Raw genomic sequence first — 25,942 nt, 5'->3', positions numbered from 1 at the left:
GCGCCCATCGTCTCCGGCTCGTTCTCGCGATTCCCTGCGCAGTTCTCCTGCCGCGGAAATTCCTTGCTACGTGCCTATGTGCCAACATCGAGGAAGGTTCCGCTTGAACCGCGCACGCACCGAACGCACCACCCGCACAACCCGCTCCCACGACCGCTCCTGGAACTCCGCCCCCGTGCGCTCGGGGGCTCCGCGGCGTTCCAAGGGCAACGACCGTCGACAGGCCGCCCCCCAGGGCGAGTTCGCACTGCCGGTGACGGTCACACCCGCGCTTCCCCCGGTCGAGTCGTTCGCCGACCTCGACCTGCCGGCGCCCCTGCTGGCCGCACTCGGACGCGAGGGCATGTCGGAGCCGTTCCCCATCCAGGGGGCGACGCTGCCGAACTCCCTCGCCGGACGTGACGTGCTCGGCCGCGGCCGGACCGGCTCGGGCAAGACCCTCGCCTTCGGCCTCGCGACCCTGGCCCGTACCGTGGGCCGGCGCGCGGAGCCCCGGCAGCCGCTCGCCCTGGTCCTCGTCCCGACCCGCGAGCTCGCCCAGCAGGTGACGGACGCGCTCACCCCGTACGCCCGCTCCGTGCAGCTCCGGCTGGCCACCGTCGTCGGCGGCATGTCGATCAGCCGGCAGGCGAACGCACTGCGGACCGGGGCGGAGATCGTCGTCGCGACCCCGGGACGGCTCAAGGACCTCATCGGCCGGGGCGACTGCCGGCTGGACCAGGTCGCCATCACCGTTCTCGACGAGGCCGACCAGATGGCCGACATGGGCTTCATGCCCCAGGTCACCGCGCTGCTCGACCAGGTGCGTGCCGATGGGCAGCGGATGCTCTTCTCGGCCACCCTGGACCGCAACGTCGACCTGCTCGTGCGCCGCTACCTGAGCGACCCGGTGGTCCACTCCGTCGACCCGTCGGCGGCCGCGGTCACCACGATGGAGCACCACGTGCTCCACGTGCACGAGGCCGACAAGCACCGGACGACCACCGAGATCGCCGCACGGGACGGCCGGGTGATCATGTTCCTGGACACCAAGCACGCCGTGGACCGGCTGACCAAGCACCTGCTGAGCAGTGGTGTCCGCGCCGCGGCTCTGCACGGCGGCAAGTCCCAGCCCCAGCGCACCCGGACACTGGCCCAGTTCAAGACCGGGCATGTGACGGTCCTGGTGGCGACCAACGTGGCGGCCCGCGGCATCCACGTCGACAACCTCGACCTGGTCGTCAACGTGGATCCGCCCACCGACCACAAGGACTACCTGCACCGCGGCGGCCGTACCGCACGCGCCGGCGAGTCCGGCAGTGTCGTCACCCTCGTGACGCCCGGCCAGCGTCGGAGCATGAGCCGGCTGATGACCTCCGCCGGCATCACCCCGCAGAACACCTCCGTACGGTCCGGTGAGGCGGAGCTGGCCCGGATCACCGGTGCCCAGGCCCCCTCCGGTGTCCCTGTGGTCATCACGGCACCGGCCGCGGCCCGTCCGCGGCGCGCCCCGTCCTCCGGGAGCACCTCGTCCCGGGGCGGCCAGGGGCGTGGCGGCAACGGACGTCCGGCGCGGCGCCGTCCGCAGCGGTCCGCCCTCGACTCCGCGGCCTAGAAGAGCCGGTCAGCAGTCCACCCATCTCCCAGGAGGCACCTTTGACACCGTTCCGGACACACCGACGGCACGCGGATCTCTCGCCCATGCACATGGGCCACGCCATGGACGCCCACGGACCCCGGGTCCGGGACGACATGACCGTCGAGGTCGCGCTGTCCGTCATGACCGGGGCCGGTGTCGAGTACCTCCTCCTGTGCGACGGGGACGACCAGTGCACGGGCTCGGTCACCCGGGCCGAACTCGCGGTTCACCGCGACAGCTCCATGTACACGGACCGCATCCGGCTCCGGGACGTCCTCGGTGGGGCGTTCACGTCGACCGCCTCTCGGTGCGTCGCCGTCGGGTAGCTCCGCCGGACGGATGAGAAGGGGGCGGTTGTCTGAGACCGCCCACAGGAACAGCGATGAGGGCCCTGCCGACGCGCGTCGGCAGGGCCCTCATCGCTGTTCCCTGACGGGTACGGTCCCCGTCGTCGCAGGTCAGGCTATCTACTCCCCCAGAGGGCTGAAATCTACTCTTGCCAGAGTAGACATTGGGCTCCGGCATGGTTAGTCTTCTTCGCATAGACACCGGTCGAGCAGGACCCGGCAGACACGAACTGCCGGGTGGCAGTACAAGAAGTTCGCAGGTCAGTCCAGCAATGACTGGTTGGTTCAGAGGAAGAACGGAGGAGCAGACGCCATCAGGATCGCCCGGCCCGAGAGGCCCTCGGCCCGGGTACCGCAAGACCCCGGATTGGAAGGTGGTCCCCGGTCAGGCAGCCGCGATCCCCGTACCCCCCTTCTGCAGGGCAGGTAGCGGAAACAGAAGGTCGGCGGAGCACAAGAGCCGACAGATGGTGTTGAATTTCCTTCGGGGCCCTGGTGCCGTACAGCACCGGGGCCCCTCGACGCGTTGCACCACTACGAGGTGACATGACAGCAGATATTCCTCTCGGTGATCGTCTGGACGACGATGACTACCCCGCGTACACGATGGGGCGGGCCGCCGCGATGCTCGGCACCACGCCGGCGTTCCTCCGCGCCCTCGGTGAGTCCCGTCTGATCACTCCGCTGCGCTCGGAGGGCGGGCACCGCCGGTACTCCCGCTACCAACTGCGGATCGCGGCGCGTGCCCGCGAGCTCGTCGACCGGGGCACCCCGATCGACGCCGCCTGCCGCATCGTCATCCTTGAGGACCAGCTCGAGGAAGCCCAGCGCATCAACGCCGAGTACCGCCGCTCCGCCGGGCACCAGACGCCCGACAGCTCCGTCCGCGGCACCGGCTGACCACGAGCGGGGACCGGCCGACAGCACCGAGCCGCCGGGATTCCCGCCGACGGATCACCAACTGACGGCGTCGTCCATCGACTGCTGCCAGTACGTGACCTTGAGCGAGTCGTCGACGTAGACGCCCTTCGCGGGCAGCGACGGGTTCGCGCCCCTGCCGACGCTCTCGTTGCCGGAGCGGCCGTGGAAGTAGACGGCCAACGACTTCGCGGTGTAGCCGTTCCCGCCGCTGCCGTCGGTGGCGGACAGGGCCACGGAGGCGTAACCGGACTGGCCCGGCTCGAGCGTGACGACCGCCTGCGGCTGCGAGTCCTCGATGACCGGCGGCACGGACTGGGCCTCGCCGAACCTGACGGCCGGGTAGGTGTACAGGTAGCAGGTCCTGCTGCCGGTGTTGGTCACCGTGAGCAGCATGTGGTTCACGGGACGGTTCAGCGGGGCGGCGACCGTCTTGGTGTTGGAGCCCTCGCAGGTGACCGGCTTGTCGGCGACTGCGGGCGCCTTCACCACGGGGGTCCGCGTCGAGCCACCGACGGCCGACGACTTCGTGGCGCCGGAGGTCCCCGACGTCCCCGACGTCGCCGAGGGATCCGCGGAGTCGGAGGCGGTGGCGGAGGAAGAGGCGGTGAGGGAAGGGCTCTTGGTCACCGCGCTGCCCTCGTCCTGAGTGCCCGTCGCGTCGCCGCACGCGGTCAGGGACAGCGCGGCGAGGACGGTGGTCGCGGCGGCGGCGACGAGACGGGTGCGGGAGGTGCGGAGGTCGGACATGCTGCTGAGCCCCTTGAGTGTTCGGGTGGCGGTGGTGATTGGATGACCGAAGCTTGTGAGGCGATCCGTCCCGACCGCCAGACTCCATGGGCAGTTGGGGACGCTGGAACGCCGGAACACACGCTGAACAGGGAGAACACGGCGAGCCTGGAACGCGTTTCCGGGACGCGGGGGTTGAGGGGAACGGGTGTCGGAGGCAACGGCGAGCGGGGAGACGGAGGCGTTCGCGCGCCGGCTGCGGGAGCTCAAGGACCGCTCGGGACTCAGTTACGGGACGCTCGCCAAGCGCCTGCACATGAGTACGTCGACGCTGCACCGCTACTGCAACGGCACCGCGCTGCCGGTCGACTACGCGCCCGTGGAACGCCTCGCGCGGGTCTGCCGGGCCACGCCGCAGGAACTGGTGGAACTGCACCGGAGCTGGATCCTGGCGGACGCGGCGCGCGGACGCAGGGCGGATCAGGGCCCGGCGACGGACGCGCCCCGGGAAGCCGGTACGGAGAGCGGTGCGGGTGACGAGGGCGGCCAGAACGGCGATCCGGTCGTCGTCGGGCCGCCGCCCGAGGTCTCCTCGTCGCGCCCTTCGTGGCTCCGCCGTCGCCGTACCGCGCTGATCGCCTCCGTCGCGGTTCTCGCCGCGCTCGGAGCCGTCGCGTACACCCTGCGTCCGACAGCCGTGCGCGCCGGGGACACCGCGTTGCCGACGTACACCGGCACCCTGGACGTCGACACCGGGCAGCCCTCAGCCACCCCCTCCGCCGACGGAAGCGGACTCGAACCGTCCCCGTCGGCGTCCGTCTCCCCCACCGGGACCGGCACGTCTCCCAGCGTCGGCAAGCAGGCCACGAGCCGGCCGGAGAGCACCGCCGCCGCGCTCACCGTCGCCACCCGTCCCTATGTGTACGACAGCCCGTGCAGCCAGCGTTTCCTCGTCGACAGCGAACCCGCGCAGGTCGGCCCGCCGGCCACCGAGCCGGATGCTCCGCGCTGGGCCGCCGCGTACGGGGCGGTCTCCTCCGACGAGCAGGAGATCGCCCTCACCGTGCAGGGCACCGGCGAGGAGACCGTCGTACTGAACGCGCTGCACGTCCGCGTCCTCACCAAGAACGCGCCGCTCGCCTGGAACGACTACTCGATGGGCGTCGGCTGCGGCGGCGGCGTCGAGACCAAGTCGTTCGTCGTCGACCTGGATCAGGGCAGCCCCGCGCTCACCGTCAGGGGCGGCCAGCGCGCCTTCCCCTACAAGGTCAGCGAATCCGACCCCGAGGTCTTCTACGTCACCGCCCGCACCGGGTCGTACGACGTCCGCTGGGACCTCTCCCTGGACTGGTCCAGCGGCGACCGCCACGGGACCGTCCGTATCGACAACGGCGGCACCCCGTTCCGCACCAGCGCCGACGCCGACCGCCCCGGCTACGACTACCCGCTGGGCGGCAGCGAGTGGATCGAGCGACAGGGCTGACCGGGGCGTACGCCGCGGGTCACAGCAGTTCGGGCTGCCGCTGCGGCTGCGACGCCGGCTCCGGCTTCGTCTCCCACCGGGCGACGGTCCGTACATAGCCGTAGATCACCGAGGCCAGCAGCACCAGGAGCAGCGGCCCGGCCACCCAGCGGTACTCGGCCATCTGCGAGGGCAGCCAGCGGTACGACACCAGGAGCGCGGTGAAGACCGCGGCACCGTAGGCGGTCAGCCGGATCCCCGCCCGGTCCCCGCCGCGGTCGTACGAGCGCAGGGCCGCCTCGATCGTGAGCGTGAAGACCACACCGGCGATGAGGTCCACGCCGTAGTGGTAGCCGAATCCCAGCGTCGCGCAGAGCGTGGCGGTCAGCCAGAACGCGCCCGCGAACCGCAGCGCCCGGGGCCCCTTGCGGGTGTGGATGAAGATCGCGGTGGCCCACGCGGTGTGCAGGCTGGGCATGCAGTTGCGCGGGGTGATCCCGTCGAACGGGATGGCGTGCGGGGCGGTGACCGGCGGCGCCGTACGCGGCCACAGATCGGCCACCGCCCAGTGCTCGCTGGGCGGCATCTTCGGCGCCCACAGGCTGATCGACGCCCAGTGCTCGGTGCCGGTGCCGTACGCGAAGACCGGTCCGACCACCGGGAAGATCATGTAGAAGGCCGGTCCGAGGAGGCCGATCACCAGGAAGGTGCGGACCAGGTGGTGGCGCGGGAAGCGGCGTTCGACCGCCACGTTGCGCAGTTGGTACAGCGCCACGAGGACCGCTGCCACCGCGAGCTGGCCGTAGACGACGTCGAGGAAGTTGAAGCCGAACGTGCCGGTGGCCGTGATGATCCGGCCCATGACCCAGGACGGGTTGCCCAGCGCGTGGTCGGCGAGCGCCACGTACGGGTCGAGTACGGTCGGCCGGGTCTTCGCGGTGATGAGCAGCCAGGTGTCACCGGTCTTGCGGCCGGCCACCAGCAGGAGACCCAGCCCGGCACCCTTCAGCAGCAGGGCGCGTTCCGGGCCGGTGCGGCGGGTGACGGCGACGACCGCACAGCCGATGATCACCCACAGCGCGCCGTTGCCGAAGGGGTGGCCGTGCTGCACCTCGATGCCGGACGCCGACCGGACCACGAAGAACGTCACGTCGACACCGATCGCGGCAGCGAGGGCGACGAACCGTTGGCGCCAGGTGAGGACCACCATCGTCAGCGCCATGCCGGCGTAGAGCACGGGGCCCGACTTGGGAGGCAGGACCAGCTCTCGCGCCTGGCTGGTGAGCGGGCCGGGCAGGCCGTAGCGACGCGCGGCGAACTCCAGCGCGACAAGGAATCCGAGCCCTGTAACGCCTACTACGACCCAGAGTTTGGGTATTTGTCTCAATTCCATTTCTCCTGCTGAGCCGCCCGTCCGACTGGAGAAGATGAACGGATTGTGGTCCGGGTTGCGGAAGGGCGCCCCATTGGCGAACGTGACGTACTTCCAGGTGTCGTACAGGGTGGTACTGACACTGTGCCCGGCGCCCACCGGGCGAGAAGTGACCGGCAGCGGATCCCCCCTCGCACCGACGACGGATGCGTGGACGCTGCCGAAGATTCAGCGTATGACATCGGCCGTGACGGTGGCCCCGACCGCCGTCCGGGAGGGCCTGGAGGGCCGCGAAGGCCGGACATCTACCACCATGACACCAAATATGCTTGCTCGGACACGCGAGGATTGTGATCGACCGGACGTCGAGGGGCAGGGCCCGACCCCGCCGCCGGACCCCCTCCGGATGGAGGTTCCGCGACCGCTGGACGAATAACTGTCGCAGTCGCGTCAGGATTGCGGACGGGGCCCGGAGAGATTTTCGGTCCGGGGTGGCCCCGGCCAGGGAGGGCGTAGATCCACCCGCCCGCCGTGTGTTAGCGTGGTAAGAGTTGCAGTTTTGGTTTCCGGGGGGCTTTACGAAGTCCTCCGAGTCTTTCCGGGTCTTCCGGAGGGGAGATCATCGCGGCGACTCGGGTTCCGCACAGTGCGGTTCCCGGCACTGCCCCCTAGGGAGATTCAATATGGCATCTGGCACCGTGAAGTGGTTCAACGCGGAAAAGGGCTTCGGCTTCATTGAGCAGGACGGCGGCGGCGCCGACGTGTTCGCGCACTACTCGAACATCGCCACCTCCGGCTTCCGCGAGCTTCAGGAAGGCCAGAAGGTGACCTTCGACGTCACGCAGGGCCAGAAGGGCCCGCAGGCCGAGAACATCGTTCCTGCCTGACGCTGACGCTTATCGGCTGGGGCCCGCACTCTTCGGGTGTGGGCCCTTGTCCATTGCCAGAATCTGTTTGTTTGCTTTCTCCTCGGCTCTTTCTTGCGAATTCTCGTGCGCTTTCGCCGCGCCCTCGGAGGAATTCCTCGACACGTGCCGCACGCATCGAGGAAGGTTCCCCACCCATGAACGGCGCTCGTCGCACTGGGAACAACACGCCCCGTGTCCGGTCCCGGGGGACGAGTCACCAGCGTTCCCGCCCGGCCGCCCCCGGCGGTGAGTTCACCCTCCCCGCCACCCTCACCGAGGCACTGCCCGCCGTCGAGGCGTTCGGCGACCTCGATCTGCCGGAGCGTCTGCAGGCCGCGCTGATCGCCGAGGGCGTCACCACGCCCTTCCCGATCCAGGCCGCGACGCTGCCGAACTCCCTCGCCGGACGTGACGTCCTGGGCCGTGGCCGCACCGGCTCGGGCAAGACGCTCGCCTTCGGTCTTGCCCTGCTGGCCCGGCTGGAAGGACAGCGGGCCGAGCCCCGTCGGCCCCTCGCCCTGGTCCTCGTACCGACCCGGGAACTGGCCCAGCAGGTCACCGACGCACTCACCCCCTATGCGCGGGCGCTGCGCCTGCGTGCGGCCACCGTGGTCGGCGGGATGTCGATCGGCCGCCAGGCGTCCGCGCTGCGGGCCGGCGCCGAGGTCCTCGTGGCCACCCCCGGCCGGCTCAAGGACCTCATCGAGCGCGGCGACTGCAGCCTGGACCAGGTGGCCATGACCGTCCTGGACGAGGCCGACCAGATGACCGACATGGGCTTCATGCCCCAGGTCACCTACCTGCTCGACCAGGTCCGCCCCGACGGCCAGCGGATGCTGTTCTCGGCCACGCTCGACCGCAACATCGACCTCCTGGTGCGTCGCTATCTGCACGACCCGGTGGTGCACTCGGTCGACCCGTCCTCGGGCACCGTCACCACCATGGAGCACCACCTGCTGCACGTCCGCGACGACGACAAGCACGCCACCGCCACCGAGATCGCCGCCCGCGACGGACGCGTGATCATGTTCCTGGACACCAAGCACGCGGCGGAGCGGCTGGCCAAACATCTGCTGTCGGTGGGAGTACGGGCCTCGGCGCTGCACGGCGGCAAGTCCCAGCCGCAGCGCACCCGCACACTCGGCCAGTTCAAGGACGGCCAGGTGACCGTCCTGGTGGCCACCAACGTCGCGGCCCGCGGCATCCACGTGGACGACGTCGACCTCGTCGTCAACTTCGATCCGCCCGCCGACCACAAGGACTACCTGCACCGCGGCGGCCGTACCGCACGCGCCGGCGAGTCGGGAACCGTCGTCACCCTGGTCCTGCCGCACCAGCGCCGCACGATGGACCGTCTGATGTCCGACGCCGGCGTCACCGCCCGGACCACCCGGGTCCGCCCCGGCGAGGCCGAACTGAACCGCATCACCGGTGCCCGCACCCCCTCCGGTGTGCCCGTCGTCCTCCCGGCGCCGGCCGTCGCCGAACCCGCCCGGCGCCCCGGTGCGCCCGCCGGGCGCGGCCGCAGCAGCCGCTCCGCTCGCGGCCGCCGCAGCTCCACACGCACCGGCCGATAGCCGCACGACCCACTGACCGGGCCCGGTGGCCTCGCCACCGGCATCCCCCGTCGCGAAGGAGACGAACAGGGCCGCACCCTGGCCGTTCTCACCGTCACGTCCCGATCGCTCCCTGTGGAGGCACCATGCGCATCGTCATCGCACGTTTTCCCTTCGACCTGACCATGAACGAGGTCGAGAGGTTGATGGAGAGCGTCCAGCCCGAACCCGCCACCGGCCAGTGCGTGACCATCGGTCGCCATGTGTACCCGGTCAAGCAGGTCGGCCAGGTGATCACCCGGCAGGACCGCCGTGACTTCACCGCGCACGAGGTGACCAGGGCGCTGGCCCGGCTCGGTTTCACCTGCCACGAGGTACAGCCGCCCCGCCCTGAGGCCTTCAACGACCCGTCGTCGTCCCTCCCCTGGGCCGACACCCCGCTGGGCTGACCCACCGACTGCGGCAGCCGCCACTGGTTCAGGGGGCGGCCGGCGCAGTGGTCCTCACCCTCGCCGTCCTCGCGCCCCGGTGAACCGGGGCGCGGTCGCGAATCCCGTCCCCTGTACGGCGCGCGACCGCACACCCGGTCACTCGGTCACTCGGTCACCCGGTCTTCGCCGTCAACGGCCCTACCGCCGACGGGAGTCGGGGGCGGCCGGCGCCGTGTCCTGGTCGCCGGTCGGCCGGCCGGGGCCGTACGGCGGCTGCTCCCCCGTCCCACCTGTCACTCCCGGAACCCGGCTCGACGCGTTCCGTTCCCCAGTCCCGCCGCCCCGTGCAAGACTGCGGCACCTCACGGCAGGGCCGCCGTACTCCTCCTGTCATCGCCTGAGCGAGCAGTCATCGCTTGAGCGGGGAGCTGCGCGGCGGGACGCTGGGAGCATGGACGGCAGGGGCAGCACATCCGGAGGCACCGTGGCAGGGCGCGTACCCGAGGACCTGGCGGTCGTCGTCGACGACGGCGGGAAGGTCACGGTGTGGAGCGCGGGGGCACGGCAGCTGCTCGGGTACGAGGCCGCCGAGGTCGTAGGGCATCCGGCCGCACGGCTGCTCGCCGCCGAGCTGCCCGAGTCCGCGCGGCGCCATGTGGCCGACGGGCGGCGGTGGGCCAGCGAGGTGGCGCTGCGGCACCGCGACGGCGAGCGGGTCGTCGTACGGCTGAAGGGCACTCCCCTCGCGGACGGCGTCGGCGCGCGGCCGTGGCTGGTGACCGCGGCCGCCCCGGAGTACCCGACCGGCCCCGCCGAACCGGCCGCCGAGGCCCTGTGGGACCTCACGCTCGCGCAGCTCCCCGTGCCCGTGGCGGTCTACGACCGTGAGGCCCGGCTGGTCGCCGCCAACGAGGTCATGACCCGGGTGATGGGCCGGACCATGGCCGAGATGCGCGGCCTGACCCTGTGGGAGATCGAGCCGACCCCGCCCTTCGACGAGTACGACCGTCTCCAGCGGCAGGTCCTGCGCACCGGCGAGCCGGTGTTCCACGAGAACCACGGCAAGGCTCCCGGCGAGGTGCGCGGACACGCCTGGTCGATGTACCTGTCCCCGCTGAAGGACGGGCGCGGCACGGTCCAGGGCATGTCGGCGGCCGTCTTCGACACCACGGAGCAGTACTGGGCCCGCCGCCGCCTCGTGGTCCTCAACGACGCCAGCCTCCGCATCGGCAGCACCCTCGACGTGACCCGCACCGCCGAGGAACTGGCCGACGTGGCCGTGACGGGCTTCGCCGACTTCGTCACCGTGGACCTGCTGGAGTCGGTGGCCCTCGGCGACGAACCGGGACCGGTGTCGCCGAACCGGCCGGTCACCGTACGCCGTACGGCCCAGCGGTCGGTCCTCGACGGCTGTCCCGAGTCGGTGATCCCCGCCGGCGGGACCACGCTCTACCCGGTGGACACACCCCCGTTGCGGGCCCTGATCGCCGGCCGCGGCACCCTGCCGCAGCCCGGGGACCCCGGACTGCGGGCGTGGACGGAGTCCTCCCCCGCCCGCGCCGAGTCCGTCTCCAAGTACCGGATCCACTCGGTGATGATGGTGCCGTTGCGCGCCCGCGGCGTCACCCTGGGCCTGGTGCACTTCCTGCGGCACCGTACGCCGGAGCCGTTCGGCGAGGACGACCTGCTGCTCGCTGAGGAGATCGCCGCGAGGGCGGCGGTGAGCGTGGACAACGCCCGCCGCTACACCCACGAGCGCCGCACCGCGCTCACCCTCCAGCGCAGCCTTCTCCCGGACCGCCCGCCGGACCTCCCGGCCATGGAGGTCGCGTACCGCTATCTCCCGGCGGGCGCGGGCGCCGACGTCGGCGGGGACTGGTTCGACGTGATCCCGCTGTCCGGCGCCCGGGTCGCCCTGGTGGTGGGCGACGTGGTGGGCCACGGCATCCACGCCTCGGCGACGATGGGCCGTCTGCGGACGGCCGTACGGACCCTCGCGGACGTGGATCTCGCCCCCGACGAACTCCTCACCCAGCTCGACGATCTCGTCGTCCGGCTCGACCGCGAGGAGGGCCCGGAGGCGCGGGAGCGGGCGGCCGGGGCCCCGGGAGCGTCCGGGGCGGACGGCGCGCGCGGGCGGGTGCCGGAGGCCGTGACGCCGGGCGAGGTGGGTGCCACCTGCCTGTACGCCGTCTACGACCCGGTGTCCCGGCGTTGCACGATGGCCCGCGCCGGCCACCCGCCCCCCGCCGTGGTCACCCCGGGCGGCGACGTCCGCTTCCTGGACCTGCCGTCCGGTCCGCCCCTGGGTCTCGGCGGTCTGCCGTTCGAGTCCGTCGAGGTGGAGCTGGAGGAGGGCAGCCTGCTCGCCCTCTACACCGACGGCCTGGTCGAGGCCGCCGACCGGGACATCGAGGTCGGCCTGGAGCTGCTGCGCGGGGCGCTGGCCGACAAGGCGGGCCCGCTGGAGGAGACCTGCGACGACGTACTGCGTAAGGTCCTGCCGGTCCGCCCGGCCGACGACATCGTCCTGATGCTGGCCCGCACGTCCGCCCTGGACCAGGCGAGCGTCCGCACCTGGCAGCTGCCGCGCGACCCGGCCGCGGTGGCCCGTGCCCGCAAGTCGGCGAGCGAGCAGGTCACGAACTGGGGCCTCGGGGACACCGCGTTCGCGACGGAACTGATCGTCAGCGAGCTGGTCACCAACGCGATCCGCTACGGCGCCGATCCGATCGTCCTGCGGCTGATCCGCGACTCGACGCTGATCTGCGAGGTCTCCGACGGCAGCAGTACGGCTCCGCATCTGCGGCGGGCGAGGGTGTTCGACGAGGGCGGGCGCGGGCTGCTGCTGGTCGCGCAGATGTCGGAGAGGTGGGGGAGCCGGCAGACGGCCACGGGGAAGACGATCTGGGCGGAGCTGGGGCTGCCGAACGAGTAGGGCACTCCTGACGGACACCGCGGAGATCCGTCGGAGGAGCCTCGCGCGCCGCGGCACGACAACAGGGTGGCAACGGGACGACAACGGCATGTCAAACGGAAGGTCCAGTTCACCCACCTGTGCGACGATGCGCCCGTGAACGCACCCCCCACCCCCGCCTCAGACAGACCCCCGACCCAGGCGGCCCCCAAGTCATCCGGTTTCGCAGCGGAGTTCAAGGACGCCGTGACCTTCCGGGCCTTCGGACTCGTCCTGGGCGGCCTCCTCGTACAACTGGCTTTCGTCGTGTCGTACGTGGGCGCCTTCCACTCCCCCACCCCCCACCGCATCCCGGTGGCAGTGGCAGCCCCGCAGCAGGTGTCCGCGAAGATCGTCGCGAAACTGAACGCGCTGGACGGCGACCCGGTGAAGGCAACCGCGGTGTCCAGTACGGCTGTTGCCCGCGAGTGGGTCCTGACCCGGCGCACGGACACAGCCTTCCTCTTCAACGCCGCCGGCACCAAGGACACCCTCCTCGTCGCCTCGGCGGGCGGCCCGTCGGTCTCCCAGACGGCCACCCAGATCGCCCAGAAGATCGAGGCGTCGCAGAAACGCCAGATCACGGTGACGGACATCCGCTCCCCCAACGCCGGCGACGGCCGCGGCATGACGTCCTTCTACCTCGTCCTGGGCTGGGTGATCGGCGGCTACCTCACCGCGACGATCATGGGCATGGCGGCGGGCTCCAGGCCGACCAACCGTCACCGCACCCTGATCCGGCTGGCGGTCCTGGTCCTCTACGCCGTGGTCTCGGGCATCGCGGGCGCGGTGATCGTGGGCCCGGTCTTCGACGCCCTGGGCGGCCACTTCTGGGCGCTGAGCGCGATCGGCGCCCTCACCGTCATGGCCTCGGCGGCAACGGCCCTGGCCCTGCAGACCCTGCTGGGCCTGCTCGGCACCGGTGTCGTCGTCCTCCTCTTCGTGGTCCTCGGCAACCCGAGCTCGGGCGGCGTCTACCCGGCCCCCCTGCTCCCTGCCTTCTGGAGCGCGATCGGCCAGGCCCTTCCCCCGGGCGCCGGCACGACCCTGGTCCGCAACACGGTGTACTTCTCGGCCCACGCGACGACTTCGGCACTGTGGGTGCTGGGCGCGTACGCGGTGGGCGGGGCCGTGTTGGCCTGGGGGGCTTCCTGGTGGCGCGAGGAACGGGTCACCGACGGGGCTTCGGCGGCGCCGGAGCCGTCGCCGGCTCTCTGAGGGCGGTTCTGCTGCTCGGCGGCGGGTGCCGACTGCTCGGCACGACTCCGGTGTTCTGAGACAGCGGGAGGATTCCCGATCCACGGGCCATCGTTCCGGGGCCGGCGAGACGCGAAGGCGCCCCGCCGGCCCCGGCGCCTGCCGTCAAGCCGGCCGTGACCGTGAAGCAACGTGTTGATTCCTTACAGGCCCTTAGGCGCTGGAGAGACAGTTGGCGTATGCAATCGAGCAACTCATGGCAATTACCTGAGACTTCAGGCAGGGAGTGTCCGGACGTCACTCGTGGCGGCAGGACGAATCCGGCCCGACCCGCCCCTCCCGTACGCTCCCTCAGCTCCGCGTCGCGTACACGATGAGGTTGTTCACCGGGTGCCCCTGGGCGTCGAAGTCGCCGTCGCACGTGATGAGCCGCAGGGCGCGGTCCCGGGTCGGGCCGTAGACCTTCTCCGTGGGGAAGGCGGTCTTGCCGACACTCTCCGTGGCCGTGACGGTGAAGTGGACGGCTTCTCCCGTCATGTCGGTGACGGTGATGTCCGCACCCTTGGTGATCTTCTTGAGGTCGTGGAAGACGGCCTTGCCGAAGCGGGTGTCGTTGTGGCCGATGATGACGGCCGCGCCGACCTCACCGGGCACGGCACCGCCGGTGTACCAACCGGCGGTCATCCCCTTCTCGGCCGGCGGGACCTCCACCGTCCCGTCCGTGTTGAGGCCCAGCTTCATCAGCGAACTGGTGATCCCCACGGAAGGGACGGCGACCTCGGCAGGGGCGACCGGAGCGTTTGGGGCCGTCGGCCGCTCGGGCTCCGGGGCGCCCGGGGAGACGGTGCCGGCGGCGCTGGGGGCCACCTGGACCGTCGGGTCCGGGGTGGACGAGCAGCCGGTGAGCGCGGTGATGAGGACGAGCAGGGCGACGGTCGCGAGCAGGGCGACGGCAAGACGGCTCCGGGACGGGGCCGGACGGGGTGCAGGGGGCAACGCGAGCTCCAGAACAGGGTGGGTGCCAGGGCTGTCGTCACGTTCCCATCGTCCGGGTGGGTGCGTGCTCTCGGCGTGCCGGGCGGGAATCCGACGACAGGCCCCAGGGGTTCGGGGAACGCACAGGACGCCGCCTGGTGAAGGGCGGCGCCACCGTTTCGTACGAGAGGTCGTGCTGCCGGGTCAGCCTTCGCGGCGGGCGGTGGTGCGGCGGCGCAGTACGTAGGTGCCGGCGCCCGCGAGCAGCAGCGCGCCCGTGGCCGAGCCGATGAGGGTGCCGGTGTTGTTGTCGTCCTGGGCGGGGGCCTCGCCCGCGGCGACACCGCCACGCGGGTAGCCCTTGCGTCCGGTCTTCTGGGCTTCCATGGCCTTCCGGGCCTCGGCCTCCTTGAGCGTCCTGGCGTCCTCGGCCTTCTTCTTCGCCAGGGCCTCCTTGTCGGCCGAGGTCGCGGCGGTCGCGCTCGGCGTCGGAGTCGGGTCGGTGGCGAAGGCCGCGGTGGCCGGGACGAGCAGCGCGCCGGCCGCGACGCCGGTCAGGACGGCGATGCGAAGAGTGCTCAGCGGGCGCAGGGTGAGACGGCGGGACATGTAAGGGCTCCAGTTCCAGCCCGGCTTGGTCGTTCCTGGTTGCCGATCCGCACCAGGTTCCGGGCATGACCCCACCCTGACGGCCACTTGTGAGGAACCTGTCAGAGCGCCGTAGTCATCCGATCAGGGTCGGTGGCGGACCCCACCGGCAACCGCAGGGTGAAGGTGGCCCCGGTCTCCTACATGGCCGCCGCCAGTACCGGCCGGGGTGCCCTCGCCGTGTGTGCCCTTCGCAGGAAGGGTTTCTCGATGGCGTAGTAGGACAGCAGTGCCATCAGCAGGGTGAGGACCACCGTGGTCGCCAGTCGGCCCTCCTTCATGCCGAGGGAGGCGAGCAGCCGTACGACCGGGTAGTGCCACAGATAGATGCCGTAGCTCAGGTTGCGGCCCACCCAGGCGAGCGGGGCCAGGGCCAGCAGCCGGGAGAGCCGGTCCTCGGGGCGCAGTTCGAGCGCCGCGACCAGTGTGGCGGACAGGGCCGCCACCGCGAGGAACCCGATCGTGTACCACGCGGCCGTCCAGATGCCGAGGTCCTCGGTCACCGGTACCTGCCAGGCCACGAGCCCCAGCAGGGCGAGGGCCGGCCACGCGAGCCGGCCCGCCCAGGTGCGCAGGAGTGCGAGGCGGGGGTCGTCGGCCCGCAGCCGTGCCAGTGCTACGGCGATCAGGGCGCCGGCCAGCAGCTGGTCGGCGCGGGTGTCGGTGCCGTTGTAGATGCGGTGGGCCGCCTCGGGGTTCCACAGGACGCAGCGCCACAGCAGCGGCAGCACGCACAACGCCGCGGTGCAGAGCAGGACCGTACGGGCCCGGAACCGTCGTAGGAGGAAGAACAGGGCGAGCGGCCACAGCAGGTAGAACTGCTCCTCCACGCCCAGCGACCAGGTGTGCGCGAGCGGGCTGGTGAGGTCGGAGTAGGGGCCGGACTCCATGGCCCGTACGACGTTGGTGAGGAAGGTCGCCGACAGGCCCGCGGCCTGCAGGGAGCCGTCGAAGCCCCACAGCGAGGTCGTCATGCCCAGTACCGCGCAGACCGCGCACAGAGCCAGCAGTGCGGGGACGAGCCGCAGCCAGCGGCGCCGATAGAAGGACATGAGGGAGATGCCGCCGCGACGGACGTACTCGGCGAGCAGCAGCCGGGTGATGACGAAGCCGCTGATGGTGAAGAAGACGTCGACGGCGACCGCGCCGCCCGGCAGCACGTCGGGCTCCACGTGGTGGACGATGACCAGCGCGACCGCGAGCGTCCGCAGTCCGTCGAGACCGCCGACCCGCCCGCTGCGGGCCACCGCGGACGGAAAACCCCGGCTCGCACGTGGTGCGACCGGGGCTGCGGCTCTGCGGACGCCGACCGCCGTGTCCGCTCTTTCCCGCTCGGTGTCCGCCAAGGCCATCGAGTCCGTCAAGTCTGTCGAGTCCGTCGCGTCCGGTGCCTTCGCCACGAAAGAGATCTCTTCTCACCTGCCCGCTGGTTCGAGTAATCCCGGTGCGCCTGTCCGGAAATCACGCTCGCATGCGTCTCTGGGCGTCGGCTGTGGCGGATCGGAGCAGATCCACAGCCCGCACACAGGGAGAGGGAGGAGAAGGGGTGAAGCGGGCCGGTGCGCCCGGAGTGGTCACGGTGGCGCTGTCGACGGCCGGTTCAGGTCATGGCGAGGGCCGCACCCGGCCGGGTGCGGCCCTTCGTCCGTACGGTCGTCCCGGTGGTGGGCGTCAGGCCGCTTCGGACCGCGTCGCGGGCATGCCTGGGGCGGCGCTCCCCTGGTCGTCCTCGAACGGGTAGGTCCCGTTCTCGTCCTCCCCGAAGTCCGGGGCCTGGAAGGGGTTCGTCGTCGGAGGCGGCAGCGCTGCGGGGGAGCAGCGGATTTGCCCTTCCGGGGCGGAGAACAGCGAGGTCAGATCGATGAGAGGTGTTCCTTTCTTTTACAGCTTGGTCATCTTCGAGTACGGACTCGGGATCCGCATCTGCGACGAGCCGAAATCCACGAGTACAGCGATTCCGTCCTCGACGCCGATCACCCGGCCGAGACCGTACATGTCGTGCGTGACCTGGTCGCCCACCTCGAAGTGCTTGGGAGCGGGTGCGACCGGTGCTTTGAAGGGACTGGTGGCCAAATGGCGCTTCGGTGCAGCAGGCTTTGTCATCCTTCTCAGTATGCTCCTACGACCGCCCCGCCCGCGCCGCCTGTCCAAGACCAGGTACGGACACCATTTGGTCACGGGCGCCGTGACATCGGCTGGTTCCGGGCCGAAAACCCCGCCCAGTTGATCTAGAAGTCGGTAAGAATCACGCCCCGCAGGCCCCTCACCTACAACTTTCCGCCCCGGCGTCTCGTCCAACCCCCGCCCGGTGCCGGATCACCGTTCCGGGGTCCTTCTGTCCCATGTGGGGTTGTCATGAGTTCTGTCTCCGTTCGGCGCGCGACGCGTCGCGGGGCGTGTGCCGCAGTCGTGGGGGCGCTGGTCGTCGCCGGGCTCGGGAGCGGGGTCGCGTTCGCCGACGACTCGGCGCCGAGCGATCAACTGGAGATCCAGGCGCCGTACGAGCAGGCGGTCGTCCTGGCCCCCGACGGCGGCGGTGCGGCGCAGTACCGGTCGATGGCGCTCGGGCTCCAGCACTACAACAGCGACTACGCCGTGACCGACGGACGCCTGACCGTCGACGTCTCCGGGCTCGCGGGCGTGGCCGAGGTCGCCTGGCCCGCCACCTGCACGCCGGACGACGCCGGCACCGTCGCCGTGTGCGACACCGGTGACGTGCCGATCCGCTACAGCCCGCAGGTGCAGCTGAAGCTGCGGGCCGCGGCCGGCGCCGCCGCGGGCGCACAGGGCGCGATCGAGTACTCGGCCACGGCCACCGGCGGCCCCGACGGCACGCTCACCGCCCCCGAGTACTCCGCTGAGACCTTCGTCACTGTCGGCTCCGGCCCGGATCTCGGCATCGCCGGCACGCCGGACGTCACCGGCGTCGCGCCCGGCACCGGCCTCACCGTGCCGTTCTCCGTCACGAACACCGGCAACGAGACGGCCCACGGCTTCACCGTGAAGCTGTGGGCGACGTACGGCCTCGACGTCACCACCCGCTACCCGCAGTGCACCTACACCGGACCGGACGTCGACGACGCCCAGTACGCGGCGATGACGTACGTGACCTGCTCCTTCGACACCGACGTCGCGCCCGGCGCCACCGTGGAGCTGCCCGAGCCGCTGCGGCTCGCCGTGACCGGCCACGCGCTGCACGAGCGGTTCGACTACGAGGTCGAGCCCGGCGGCGACGTCGCCGACCTCGACACCTCGGACAACGGCCGCGCCTGGCACATCGACGCCGCCAACACCGCGGACTTCGCCGTGCACGGCACCAAGGTGAGCGCTGCGGTGGGCGACACCGTCACCGCCGGTTTCCGCTTCGTCAACCGCGGGCCCGCCTGGGTCGCCGACGTCGCCTCCGGTGACCCGGTCCCCGCGATCGACTACTTCCTGCCGCCGGGCACCACCGCCACCTCGGTGCCCAGCACCTGCCACAGCGCCGCACCGGCCGCCGACGCCCCGGCGATCCCCCACTACGTCTGCACCCTGCCGACCTGGACCAAGCCCGACCTGAAGGTCCGCTTCCCGTTCGAACTCCGTGTCGACCAAGTCGTCCCGGACGCCACGGGCCGGGTCGTCGTCCGGCCGTACGACGGCAGCGCGTCCTTCGCCTTCGACCCGAAGGTCAGGAACAACTCGGCCGAGGTCGTCCTCAACCCGTCGGCCTGACGGCGGGAGGGAGTCAGAGGGCAGGGAGTGACGGGTCGGCTTCGGGCCCCCCTCACCCCCGCTCTCTGCCCATCTCCGCCATGAACGCCGTCGGGGCGCTGTCGAACCCCCGGATCAGTTCCCTGAGGTGCCACGCGCCGGACCCGTCCCGGACGAACTCCGCGATCGTCGCGGCGGTGGCGTCGGCGACGCCCGCGAAGTCGTCGGTCATCAGACTGCGGTAGCCCTCGACCACGAGCACCCCGGTGTGGGAGAGGTCGCCGAAGGTGCGGAGGCCGCTGTTCTGGTGGATGGCGACGCCGACCACCACCAGCCCGTACGCCGACGGCATGCGCGCGAACTCCAGCTCCATGATCTCGACGTACCCGAGGCCGAGGCCGGTCTCGCTGTGCCGGGTCATGGTGATGGTGCCGTCCGGCGAGCGGCTCTCGGTGTGCACGACGTACTCCGGCCGCCCGTACGGGTCGCCCACCGCGTAGGTCGCGGCGACGATGTCGAGATGCCGGGCCGGCTCTCCGTAGGCACTCGGATCCCACTTCAGCCGCACCTGGACCTTGCCAAGACCCGCACCACCGGCATGCATCTAGCCGCTCCCCCTCACCACGCCCCGGGACCTTCCCGCATGCTGAAGTATGTGCTCTGAGCAGCCCGTTGATGCCTCCTTAACGGTTATCTCCTGGCCAGGTCCCGACCGGGCGGGCGTCAACCGGCCGCGGCTCCCGACCGGTGCCAGAGCTCGGCCGTCTCCTCGGCGGCGCCGGGTGCCACGAGCAGCAACGGCTGGTTGTGGTACGGGAGTTCGGGCAGCGCCACCGCCCCGGCCTCCTGTGCGATCAGCAGGGCGGGGAGTCCGTCGACCGCGTGGAAGCCGCCGATCGCCGCCGCGGTGGCCCGGCCCGCCGCGACCTGGGCCAGCGAGAGCGCGGTGGAGCCCATCACGCGGACCGTGCAGTGCCGGTCGGCCAGTTCGGTGAGGAGGGCGTCCATGCCGGGCCAGTGGGCGTGGGCCGCCCACTCGGTGAGGAAGACATGGCCGGTGAGGGTGGTGTGGGCGGCCGCGTGGACCCGGGTGCCGTTCAGGTGCGCGCCCCCGCCCCGGACCGCGGTGAACGTCTCGCCGCGCCACGGGTCCGCCACCACACCGAGCAGCGGGGTGCCGTCGGCGGCGGCCAGGCCCAGCGAGAAGGAGCACCAGCCCAGCCCGTGTGCGTAGTTGGTGGTGCCGTCGACCGGATCGATCACCCAGTGCGGGGCGCCCGCGGAGCCCTCCGTGGTGCCGTACTCCTCGCCCACGATGCCGTGGCCGGGAAAGGCCCGCCCCAGCACCTCGCGGACGTGTGTCTCCACCGCTTCGTCGGTGGCGGTCACGATGTCCGCGGGGCCGTCCTTCTCCCGCACCTCGGCATCCGGGTCGCGCGGGCGCCTGATCGCCTCCGACGCCCATGCCGCGAGCTCCGTCGCGACCTCCAGTGCCCGGTCGAGATCCACGTCGGCCACAGCTCGTCACCCGTCCCTCCACGTCGTTGCCGGTGATCGCGTCCACCGGAAGTCCACACCCCAGGAAACCAGCCCGCCGGACACGGGACCCGGCACGCGGCGACGTCCCGGTGAACCCGGGGTGACACCTGCGGTCCTGCCGCGGAGCCCCGCTCCTCAGACCGCCCGCTCCCCGCTCACCGACGGCTGCAACGGCAGTGCCGTGCTCACCTCGAAGCCGCCCTGCGGGCGCGGTCCCGCCCGCAGTTCGCCGCCGACGGACTCGGCGCGTTCCCGCATGCCCATGAGGCCGAAACCCTTCCGGGGCTCGGGGGCGGGTGCGGTGGGCGGGCCCTCGTCGGTGACCGTGATGAGGAGGCGGTTGCTGGCGTAGGCGAAGCCGACGTGCGCGGTCTGGGTGGCCGCGTGCTTGGTGACGTTGGTGAGCGCCTCCTGCACGATCCGGAAGGCGGTCAGGTCCACGCCCGGGGAAAGGGGCTGCGGCTCCCCCTTCGTGGTGACGGTGACCTCGATCCCCGCGGAGGCGCACGAGGAGACCAGTTCGGGCAGCCGGGCGAGGCCGGGGGCCGGTTCCAGCGGGGCGCCCTCGTCGCCGGTCTGCCGCAACAGGCCGAGCGTGGCCTTGAGTTCGCGCAGTGCGGAGGAGGTCGTACCGGTGAGGTCGTGCAGGATCTCCTTCGTCTGACGGGGGTTGACGAGCGCGAGGTGTTCGGCGGTACCGGCCTGGGCGTTGGCGAGGGCCAGGTGGTGGGCCACGACGTCGTGCAACTCCCGGGCGATCCGCATGCGTTCCTCGGTGACCCGGAGCCGCGCCTCCTCCTCCCGGGTGCGCTCGGCGTGTTCGGCGCGGGCCCGGGTGGCCGCGAGGTAGGCCCGCCGCAGCCGGGTCATGGTGCCGGCGGCCAGCGGGAGCAGCAGCCAGAAGACGGGCCCGATGGTCCTGAGGAGCAGCGACACGTGGTCCATGGAGTCGGAGAAGGCCGCGGCGAGCGTCAGCACCCCCATGGTCGTGAAGCCGTAGCGGCGGATGGTGGGGCGCTCGGCGAGGGTGGCCAGCCAGTACAGCGACGCCATGACGGGACTCAGCAGCAGGGGCGTGAGGAGGTATCCCTGCACGATCACGATCGCGGCGCAGACCCCGTTGACCGCGACGGCGGCGCGCGGGTGGGTGCGGTGCCCGAGCAGAGCGAGGCAGGACACGCCCATGAGGACCACGGCCAGTCTGTCATCGTCCGGCGGTACGGCCCCGGGCAGCGTGAGGGAGGCGCCGAGCGTCGCGGAACCCATCAGCGTCAGGACCAGTGCCAGGTCGACGAGGAAGGGATGACGGTCCGAGAACTCCTCCAGGCGGTCCGCGTAGCGCCGCTCCATGCTCGTGGTCATCGTGTTCTCCGGTGGGTGGGCTCAGGGCTCCATGGTGAGCGAGCGGGGCCGCCCGTGCCGTACGACACGGGCGGCCCCTGCTGGGGGGGGGAGGTGGGAGCGGACGCCCACGGCCTCAGACGCGCGCCGCCTCCTGGTCGGTGGGGGCCGGCTCGGGTTCGGGGGTGTCGGCGGTCCTGGTGAGCGCCTCGCCCTCGACGTCCACCCGGGGCAGGATCCGGTCCAGCCAGGCCGGCAGCCACCAGGCCCTGGCTCCGAGCAGGGCGAGCACGGCGGGCACGATGGCCATCCGGACGACGAAGGCGTCGAGCAGCACGGCGGTCGCGAGCCCGAACCCGATCATCTTGATCATGGACTCGCTCTCGCCGATGAACCCGGCGAACACCGCGATCATGATCAGCGCGGCGGCCACGACCACCCGGGCGCTGTGCCGGAATCCGGACGTCACGGCCTGGTCGGGCGTCTCGCCGTGGACGTACGCCTCACGCATCCGGGAGACGAGGAAGACCTCGTAGTCCATGGCGAGGCCGAAGACGATGCCCACCAGGAAGATCGGCATCAGGCTCATGATCGGCCCGGTGGTCTCCACGCCCAGCAGTGAGGCGCCGTGTCCCTCCTGGAAGACCACGACGACCGTGCCGAGGGAGGCCAGGACGGAGAGCAGGAAGCCGAGGGCCGCCTTCAGCGGGACCAGCAGGGACCGGAAGACGACGAGGAGCAGCACGATCGCCAGGCCCATCACGACGATCAGGTACGGCACCAGCGCGGACTGCACCTTCCCGGAGATGTCGATGTTGAGCGCGGTGGTGCCGGTGACCTCGTAGGTCGCGCCGGTCTCGGACTCGATGCCGGGGCGCTCGCCGCGGATCGTGGTGACCAGGTCCTTGGTCTTCTCGGCGGTCGGCGCGGTGGACGGCACGACGGAGAAGACGGCGGTGTCGCCTGCCTCGTTGAAGCGGGCCGGGGACACGGACACGACACCCTTCGTCGCGCCGATGTCCTTCGAGATCGCCGCCGCCGCTGCCTTCGCGTCGTCGTCGCCCTTCGCGTCCACCACGACGGTCAGCGGGCCGTTGAAGCCCGGTCCGAAACCCTCGGCGAGCGCGTCGTAGGCCCGGCGTTCGGTGGTGGAGGTCGGCTTGGCCTCGTCGCCGGGCATGCCCAGCTGGAGGGAGGTCATCGGCAGGGCGAGGGCGCCGAGGCCGACCACGCCGAGGATCAGCACGGGCAGCGGGCGGCGCAGCACGAACCGGGCCCAGCGGGTGCCGCCGTTGTCCTCGGGCTCCTTGTCGGGCCGGGCCTGCTTGCGGTCCTTGCGGCGCAGTACCGCGTTCGGCCAGAAGCCGAGGAGCGCCGGGACGAGCGTGAGCGCGATCAGTACGGCGACGACGACCGCGCCCGCGGCGGCCAGGCCCATCTTGGTGAGCATCGGGATGCCGACCACGGCGAGCCCGGCCAGCGCGATGACGACGGTGAGTCCGGCGAAGACCACCGCGGAGCCGGCCGTGCCGACCGCGAGGGCGGTCGCCTCCTGGGGTGCCCTGCCCTTGGCGCGTTCCTCCCGGTACCGGGAGACGACGAACAGGGCGTAGTCGATGCCCACGGCCAGGCCCAGCATCATCGCGAGGGTGCCGGTCGTGGTGGACAGGCCGAGGGCGTCGGCGAGGGCGAGGATCGAGGCCATGCTGACGCCGACCCCGATGATCGCGGTCAGCAGCGGCAGCCCGGCGGCGGCCAGGGAGCCGAAGGTGACGAGGAGGACGACCGCGGCGATGGCGACACCGATCACCTCGGCCGCACCGCCCGCACCACCGCCGTCGTTCATCGCGGTGCCGCCGGCGTCGACGGTCAGCCCGCTCCCCCGGGCATCCTCGATCGCCTTCTCCAGTTGCGCCTTGCTGTCGTCGGTGAGGTCGTTCGCGGCGACCTTGTAGGTGACGGTGGCGTACGCCGTCCTGCCGTCCCCGCTCACGGCCTTCGCCTGGAACGGGTCGACGGCGCCCGCGACCTGCGAGCCGTCGGAGAGTCCGGCGACGGTGCTCTCGACGGCCTTCCTGTTCTCGGCCGCGGTGACCTTCTCACCGGTCGGCGCGACGAAGACGATCCGGGCGGTGGCGCCGTCGGCGGTGGCGCCCGGGAAGCGCTGCTCCATCAGGTCGAACGCCTTCTGGGACTCGATGCCCGGCATCGCGAACCCCTCGTCGGTGGCGCCGGGCGCCTTCAGGGCGCCCAGCCCGACGGCGGCCAGGACCGCCGCCCACACCAGGGCGACGTACCAGCGTCGCCGGAAGGCCAGGCGGCCCATGCGGTAGAGGAAAGTAGCCACGGTGGGGGGTCTCCACATCTGGTGCCGAACGGTCCACCAAGGCTCGCGGGACGAGAGCCCCGCTGTCGTCGTGCGCCTGCCGACAATCCCCGGTACTCGGAACGCAGTACGCGGCCGTTCACAGGTACGCCTGCGGGACTACCGCCGGGTGGTGGGGAGATCCCGTGGAGAACGTCCCGGGCCGGCGCCCGACGGTGTTCCGTTCCCCCGGGAACTGGAGAATCCCCGAACTCATCTTCATCTGTGGGTTCGCTGTGAACCATCCGACCAAGGGGGAACATCCTGTGACATCCGGACGCCTCAGATTCACCGCCGCCGCGGTGACCGCCCTCACCGTGGCCCTGACCGCGCCGCAGGTGTGGGCCGCTCAACAGCCCACGTCAGCACCCAAGTCGCCGCCCGTGCCCACCCTGTCCTGGTCCGACTGCCAGGGCGGCTTCGAGTGCGCCAACGCCCAAGTGCCCCTGGACTACCGGGACCCGCAGGGCAAGACCATCACCCTGGCCGTCATACGCAAGCACGCGGCCGACCCCTCCAAGCGCAAGGGCACGCTCTTCCTGCAGCCCGGCGGCCCCGGCAACTCCGGCGTCGACTTCGTGCGCAACAACTACGACGACCTGCCGGCCGCCCTGCGCGACGACTTCGACGTCTTCGGCTACGACGTGCGCGGCGTGGGCCGCAGCTCCCAGGTCGTGTGCTGGGACGACCCGACGTACACGAAGGCCATCACCGCGGCCAAGGGCGTACCCGGCCCGGACGCCTACGAGCCGGCGGTGAAGCAGGCCGCCGACTTCGACCAGGCCTGTCAGACCAACGCGGGCGACCTGCTGCCGTACGTCGGCACCCAGTACGTGGCCCGGGACATCGACCTGCTGCGGCAGGCCCTCGGCGAGCAGCAACTGACCTACTACGGCCGGTCGTTCGGCTCCTACATCGGTACGGTCTACGCGGCGATGTTCCCGAAGCGGGTCCGTGCGCTGGCGCTGGACGGGGCGTACGACCCGGAGCACTACACCAGCAAGCCCTACGCCTACGACCGGCCGCAGTACCTCGCCCTGGACGGTGCGATGGGCCGCTTCCTCGACTGGTGCAAGGCCGACCAGGCGACCTGCGGTTTCGGCGACGGCGACCCGCGCGGGGCGTTCGAGAAGCTGAAGGCCGACCTGGACGCCAACCCGGTGCCCACGGCCAACGGCGGCCAGGCGAACGGCTACACCCTCGTGTACCGGCTGATGTTCAACATCAACGAGGGCAAGGTCATCTGGCCGTCCTTCGGTGAGGCCCTGCGCAAGGCGCAGCTGCGCGACAACACGTCGTTCCTGCTGCGGCCGCCGTCCCCGGCCAGCTTCGACTTCCTCAACCCGAACGTCGTCGTCGAGTGCGTCGACAAGAAGTACCCGACCGACCCGGCCCTGCTGAAGCGCCAGGTCACGACCAACGCCGAGCTGGCCCCGCTGCTGGGCCCGGCCATGGCCTACGGCCCGCCGACCTACGACCACCAGCACGCCACCGCGTGCGTCCAGTGGAAGGGCGAGCACACCAGCCGCTACGGCGGCTCGTTCCGCGCGAAGGGTTCCGCGCCGATCCTCGTCATCGGCAACACCGGTGACCCGGACACCCCGTACCAGGACGCGGTGGCCCTCTCCCGTGAGCTCGACAACGGCCGTCTGCTCACCTTCAAGGCCGAGGGGCACACCGCCTTCGGCCGCAGCGTCTGCGCGTCCGACGCGATCACGAACTACCTGGTGGACCTGAAGGTCCCGGCCCGCGGCGCGAGTTGCGCGGACGAGACCCAGCCGCCGTCCACGGAGCCGACGGTGGCTCCGCCGGGCACGACGCTGAGCGAACTGCGCAACGGCGTCAACGAGCGGGTCGACCGGATCGGCAGCCTGAACTGACCCTCCG

Annotated in this window: 21 protein-coding genes; 11 read left to right on the top strand and 10 right to left on the bottom strand. The window is 71.4% G+C overall.

Translation table 11 applies throughout. The annotated features are described in order from the left end of the window. Positions 1 to 103: 103 nt before the first annotated feature. From OHT57_RS26040 to OHT57_RS26030, 3 genes are all read left to right on the top strand, one after another. Positions 104 to 1,594 (top strand): DEAD/DEAH box helicase, encoded by a 1,491-nt coding sequence (locus OHT57_RS26040; RefSeq protein WP_328748915.1) that lies wholly within the window; start codon positions 104 to 106, stop codon positions 1,592 to 1,594. 86 nt (positions 1,595 to 1,680) lie between these two features. After that, positions 1,681 to 1,944 carry a hypothetical protein gene (locus tag OHT57_RS26035; protein WP_328753331.1) on the top strand — a complete coding sequence of 88 codons (264 nt, stop codon included), beginning with the start codon at positions 1,681 to 1,683 and terminating at the stop codon, positions 1,942 to 1,944. A gap of 567 nt (positions 1,945 to 2,511) precedes the next feature. Next, positions 2,512 to 2,865, top strand: coding sequence for a helix-turn-helix domain-containing protein (locus tag OHT57_RS26030; protein ID WP_328748913.1), 354 nt, complete (start codon positions 2,512 to 2,514; stop codon positions 2,863 to 2,865). Between the two features lie 54 nt (positions 2,866 to 2,919). Here OHT57_RS26030 and OHT57_RS26025 read toward each other — a convergent pair whose 3' ends face one another. After that, positions 2,920 to 3,633 carry a DUF4232 domain-containing protein gene (locus OHT57_RS26025; RefSeq protein WP_328748912.1) on the bottom strand — a complete coding sequence of 238 codons (714 nt, stop codon included), beginning with the start codon at positions 3,631 to 3,633 and terminating at the stop codon, positions 2,920 to 2,922. Between the two features lie 187 nt (positions 3,634 to 3,820). On the opposite strand from OHT57_RS26025, the gene OHT57_RS26020 reads away from it, so the two are divergent. Then, positions 3,821 to 5,095 carry a helix-turn-helix domain-containing protein gene (locus OHT57_RS26020; protein ID WP_328748911.1) on the top strand — a complete coding sequence of 425 codons (1,275 nt, stop codon included), beginning with the start codon at positions 3,821 to 3,823 and terminating at the stop codon, positions 5,093 to 5,095. 19 nt (positions 5,096 to 5,114) lie between these two features. On the opposite strand, the gene OHT57_RS26015 is transcribed toward OHT57_RS26020, so the two are convergent. Next, positions 5,115 to 6,467, bottom strand: coding sequence for a phosphatase PAP2 family protein (locus OHT57_RS26015; RefSeq protein WP_328748910.1), 1,353 nt, complete (start codon positions 6,465 to 6,467; stop codon positions 5,115 to 5,117). Positions 6,468 to 7,129: 662 nt separating this feature from the next. Between OHT57_RS26015 and OHT57_RS26010 the strand changes: the two genes are divergently transcribed. The 5 genes from OHT57_RS26010 to OHT57_RS25990 all read left to right on the top strand — a co-directional run bounded on the left by OHT57_RS26010 (position 7,130) and on the right by OHT57_RS25990 (position 13,515). Further along, the gene (locus OHT57_RS26010) at positions 7,130 to 7,333 is read left to right on the top strand and encodes a cold-shock protein (RefSeq protein ID WP_007383480.1); all 204 of its coding nucleotides are present in this window, start codon (positions 7,130 to 7,132) and stop codon (positions 7,331 to 7,333) included. A 176-nt stretch (positions 7,334 to 7,509) separates the two neighbouring features. Next, a complete protein-coding gene (locus OHT57_RS26005) occupies positions 7,510 to 8,931 on the top strand; it encodes a DEAD/DEAH box helicase (protein WP_328748909.1) in 1,422 nt (473 codons plus the stop codon). A 125-nt stretch (positions 8,932 to 9,056) separates the two neighbouring features. Then, positions 9,057 to 9,359, top strand: coding sequence for an SCO5918 family protein (locus tag OHT57_RS26000; protein ID WP_328748908.1), 303 nt, complete (start codon positions 9,057 to 9,059; stop codon positions 9,357 to 9,359). Positions 9,360 to 9,792: 433 nt separating this feature from the next. Continuing rightward, entirely contained in the window at positions 9,793 to 12,279 is a 2,487-nt protein-coding gene (locus tag OHT57_RS25995) for a SpoIIE family protein phosphatase (RefSeq protein WP_328748907.1), read from the top strand. A gap of 135 nt (positions 12,280 to 12,414) precedes the next feature. Further along, entirely contained in the window at positions 12,415 to 13,515 is a 1,101-nt protein-coding gene (locus tag OHT57_RS25990; RefSeq protein WP_328748906.1) for a DUF3533 domain-containing protein, read from the top strand. Positions 13,516 to 13,845: 330 nt separating this feature from the next. Here the strand turns inward: OHT57_RS25990 and OHT57_RS25985 are convergent, their stop codons facing one another. The 4 genes from OHT57_RS25985 to OHT57_RS25970 all read right to left on the bottom strand — a co-directional run bounded on the left by OHT57_RS25985 (position 13,846) and on the right by OHT57_RS25970 (position 17,220). After that, positions 13,846 to 14,490: a class F sortase gene (locus tag OHT57_RS25985; RefSeq protein ID WP_328748905.1), complete on the bottom strand. Its 645-nt coding sequence runs from the start codon at positions 14,488 to 14,490 to the stop codon at positions 13,846 to 13,848. 183 nt (positions 14,491 to 14,673) lie between these two features. Next, complete coding sequence (locus OHT57_RS25980; protein ID WP_328748904.1) at positions 14,674 to 15,078, bottom strand: sortase-dependent protein; 405 nt, start codon at positions 15,076 to 15,078, stop codon at positions 14,674 to 14,676. 179 nt (positions 15,079 to 15,257) lie between these two features. Continuing rightward, positions 15,258 to 16,517, bottom strand: coding sequence for an acyltransferase family protein (locus OHT57_RS25975; protein WP_328748903.1), 1,260 nt, complete (start codon positions 16,515 to 16,517; stop codon positions 15,258 to 15,260). A 481-nt stretch (positions 16,518 to 16,998) separates the two neighbouring features. Next, positions 16,999 to 17,220: a hypothetical protein gene (locus OHT57_RS25970; RefSeq protein ID WP_328748902.1), complete on the bottom strand. Its 222-nt coding sequence runs from the start codon at positions 17,218 to 17,220 to the stop codon at positions 16,999 to 17,001. Positions 17,221 to 17,472: 252 nt separating this feature from the next. Between OHT57_RS25970 and OHT57_RS25965 the strand changes: the two genes are divergently transcribed. Beyond that, complete coding sequence (locus OHT57_RS25965; protein WP_328748901.1) at positions 17,473 to 18,831, top strand: hypothetical protein; 1,359 nt, start codon at positions 17,473 to 17,475, stop codon at positions 18,829 to 18,831. A 52-nt stretch (positions 18,832 to 18,883) separates the two neighbouring features. Here the strand turns inward: OHT57_RS25965 and OHT57_RS25960 are convergent, their stop codons facing one another. The 4 genes from OHT57_RS25960 to OHT57_RS25945 all read right to left on the bottom strand — a co-directional run bounded on the left by OHT57_RS25960 (position 18,884) and on the right by OHT57_RS25945 (position 24,037). Beyond that, positions 18,884 to 19,414, bottom strand: coding sequence for a TerD family protein (locus OHT57_RS25960; protein ID WP_328748900.1), 531 nt, complete (start codon positions 19,412 to 19,414; stop codon positions 18,884 to 18,886). Between the two features lie 119 nt (positions 19,415 to 19,533). After that, positions 19,534 to 20,328 (bottom strand): inositol monophosphatase family protein, encoded by a 795-nt coding sequence (locus OHT57_RS25955; RefSeq protein WP_328748899.1) that lies wholly within the window; start codon positions 20,326 to 20,328, stop codon positions 19,534 to 19,536. Between the two features lie 156 nt (positions 20,329 to 20,484). After that, complete coding sequence (locus OHT57_RS25950) at positions 20,485 to 21,711, bottom strand: sensor histidine kinase (protein WP_328748898.1); 1,227 nt, start codon at positions 21,709 to 21,711, stop codon at positions 20,485 to 20,487. A gap of 115 nt (positions 21,712 to 21,826) precedes the next feature. Then, a complete protein-coding gene (locus OHT57_RS25945; protein WP_328748897.1) occupies positions 21,827 to 24,037 on the bottom strand; it encodes an MMPL family transporter in 2,211 nt (736 codons plus the stop codon). 284 nt (positions 24,038 to 24,321) lie between these two features. Between OHT57_RS25945 and OHT57_RS25940 the strand changes: the two genes are divergently transcribed. Then, complete coding sequence (locus OHT57_RS25940) at positions 24,322 to 25,935, top strand: alpha/beta hydrolase (RefSeq protein WP_328748896.1); 1,614 nt, start codon at positions 24,322 to 24,324, stop codon at positions 25,933 to 25,935. The last annotated feature ends 7 nt before the right edge of the window (positions 25,936 to 25,942 follow it).

Origin of the sequence: Streptomyces sp. NBC_00285, from assembly GCF_036174265.1 — a bacterium.
Classification (GTDB): Bacteria; Actinomycetota; Actinomycetes; order Streptomycetales; family Streptomycetaceae; genus Streptomyces.
Note: the sequence above shows the minus strand (reverse complement) of the source record. Positions and strands in the feature narration are given on the sequence as shown.

Bases quoted from the DNA above. Each gene is read 5' to 3' on its own strand.
- OHT57_RS26005 (WP_328748909.1), top strand. From the start codon at position 7,510: ATGAACGGCGCTCGTCGCACTGGGAACAACACGCCCCGTGTCCGGTCC.
- OHT57_RS26025 (WP_328748912.1), bottom strand. From the start codon at position 3,633: ATGTCCGACCTCCGCACCTCCCGCACCCGTCTCGTCGCCGCCGCCGCG.
- OHT57_RS26000 (WP_328748908.1), top strand. From the start codon at position 9,057: ATGCGCATCGTCATCGCACGTTTTCCCTTCGACCTGACCATGAACGAG.
- OHT57_RS25980 (WP_328748904.1), bottom strand. From the start codon at position 15,078: ATGTCCCGCCGTCTCACCCTGCGCCCGCTGAGCACTCTTCGCATCGCC.
- OHT57_RS25970 (WP_328748902.1), bottom strand. From the start codon at position 17,220: ATGACAAAGCCTGCTGCACCGAAGCGCCATTTGGCCACCAGTCCCTTC.
- OHT57_RS25965 (WP_328748901.1), top strand. From the start codon at position 17,473: ATGAGTTCTGTCTCCGTTCGGCGCGCGACGCGTCGCGGGGCGTGTGCC.
- OHT57_RS26030 (WP_328748913.1), top strand. From the start codon at position 2,512: ATGACAGCAGATATTCCTCTCGGTGATCGTCTGGACGACGATGACTAC.
- OHT57_RS26015 (WP_328748910.1), bottom strand. From the start codon at position 6,467: ATGGAATTGAGACAAATACCCAAACTCTGGGTCGTAGTAGGCGTTACA.
- OHT57_RS26010 (WP_007383480.1), top strand. From the start codon at position 7,130: ATGGCATCTGGCACCGTGAAGTGGTTCAACGCGGAAAAGGGCTTCGGC.
- OHT57_RS25995 (WP_328748907.1), top strand. From the start codon at position 9,793: ATGGACGGCAGGGGCAGCACATCCGGAGGCACCGTGGCAGGGCGCGTA.
- OHT57_RS26035 (WP_328753331.1), top strand. From the start codon at position 1,681: ATGCACATGGGCCACGCCATGGACGCCCACGGACCCCGGGTCCGGGAC.
- OHT57_RS25950 (WP_328748898.1), bottom strand. From the start codon at position 21,711: ATGACCACGAGCATGGAGCGGCGCTACGCGGACCGCCTGGAGGAGTTC.
- OHT57_RS25960 (WP_328748900.1), bottom strand. From the start codon at position 19,414: ATGCATGCCGGTGGTGCGGGTCTTGGCAAGGTCCAGGTGCGGCTGAAG.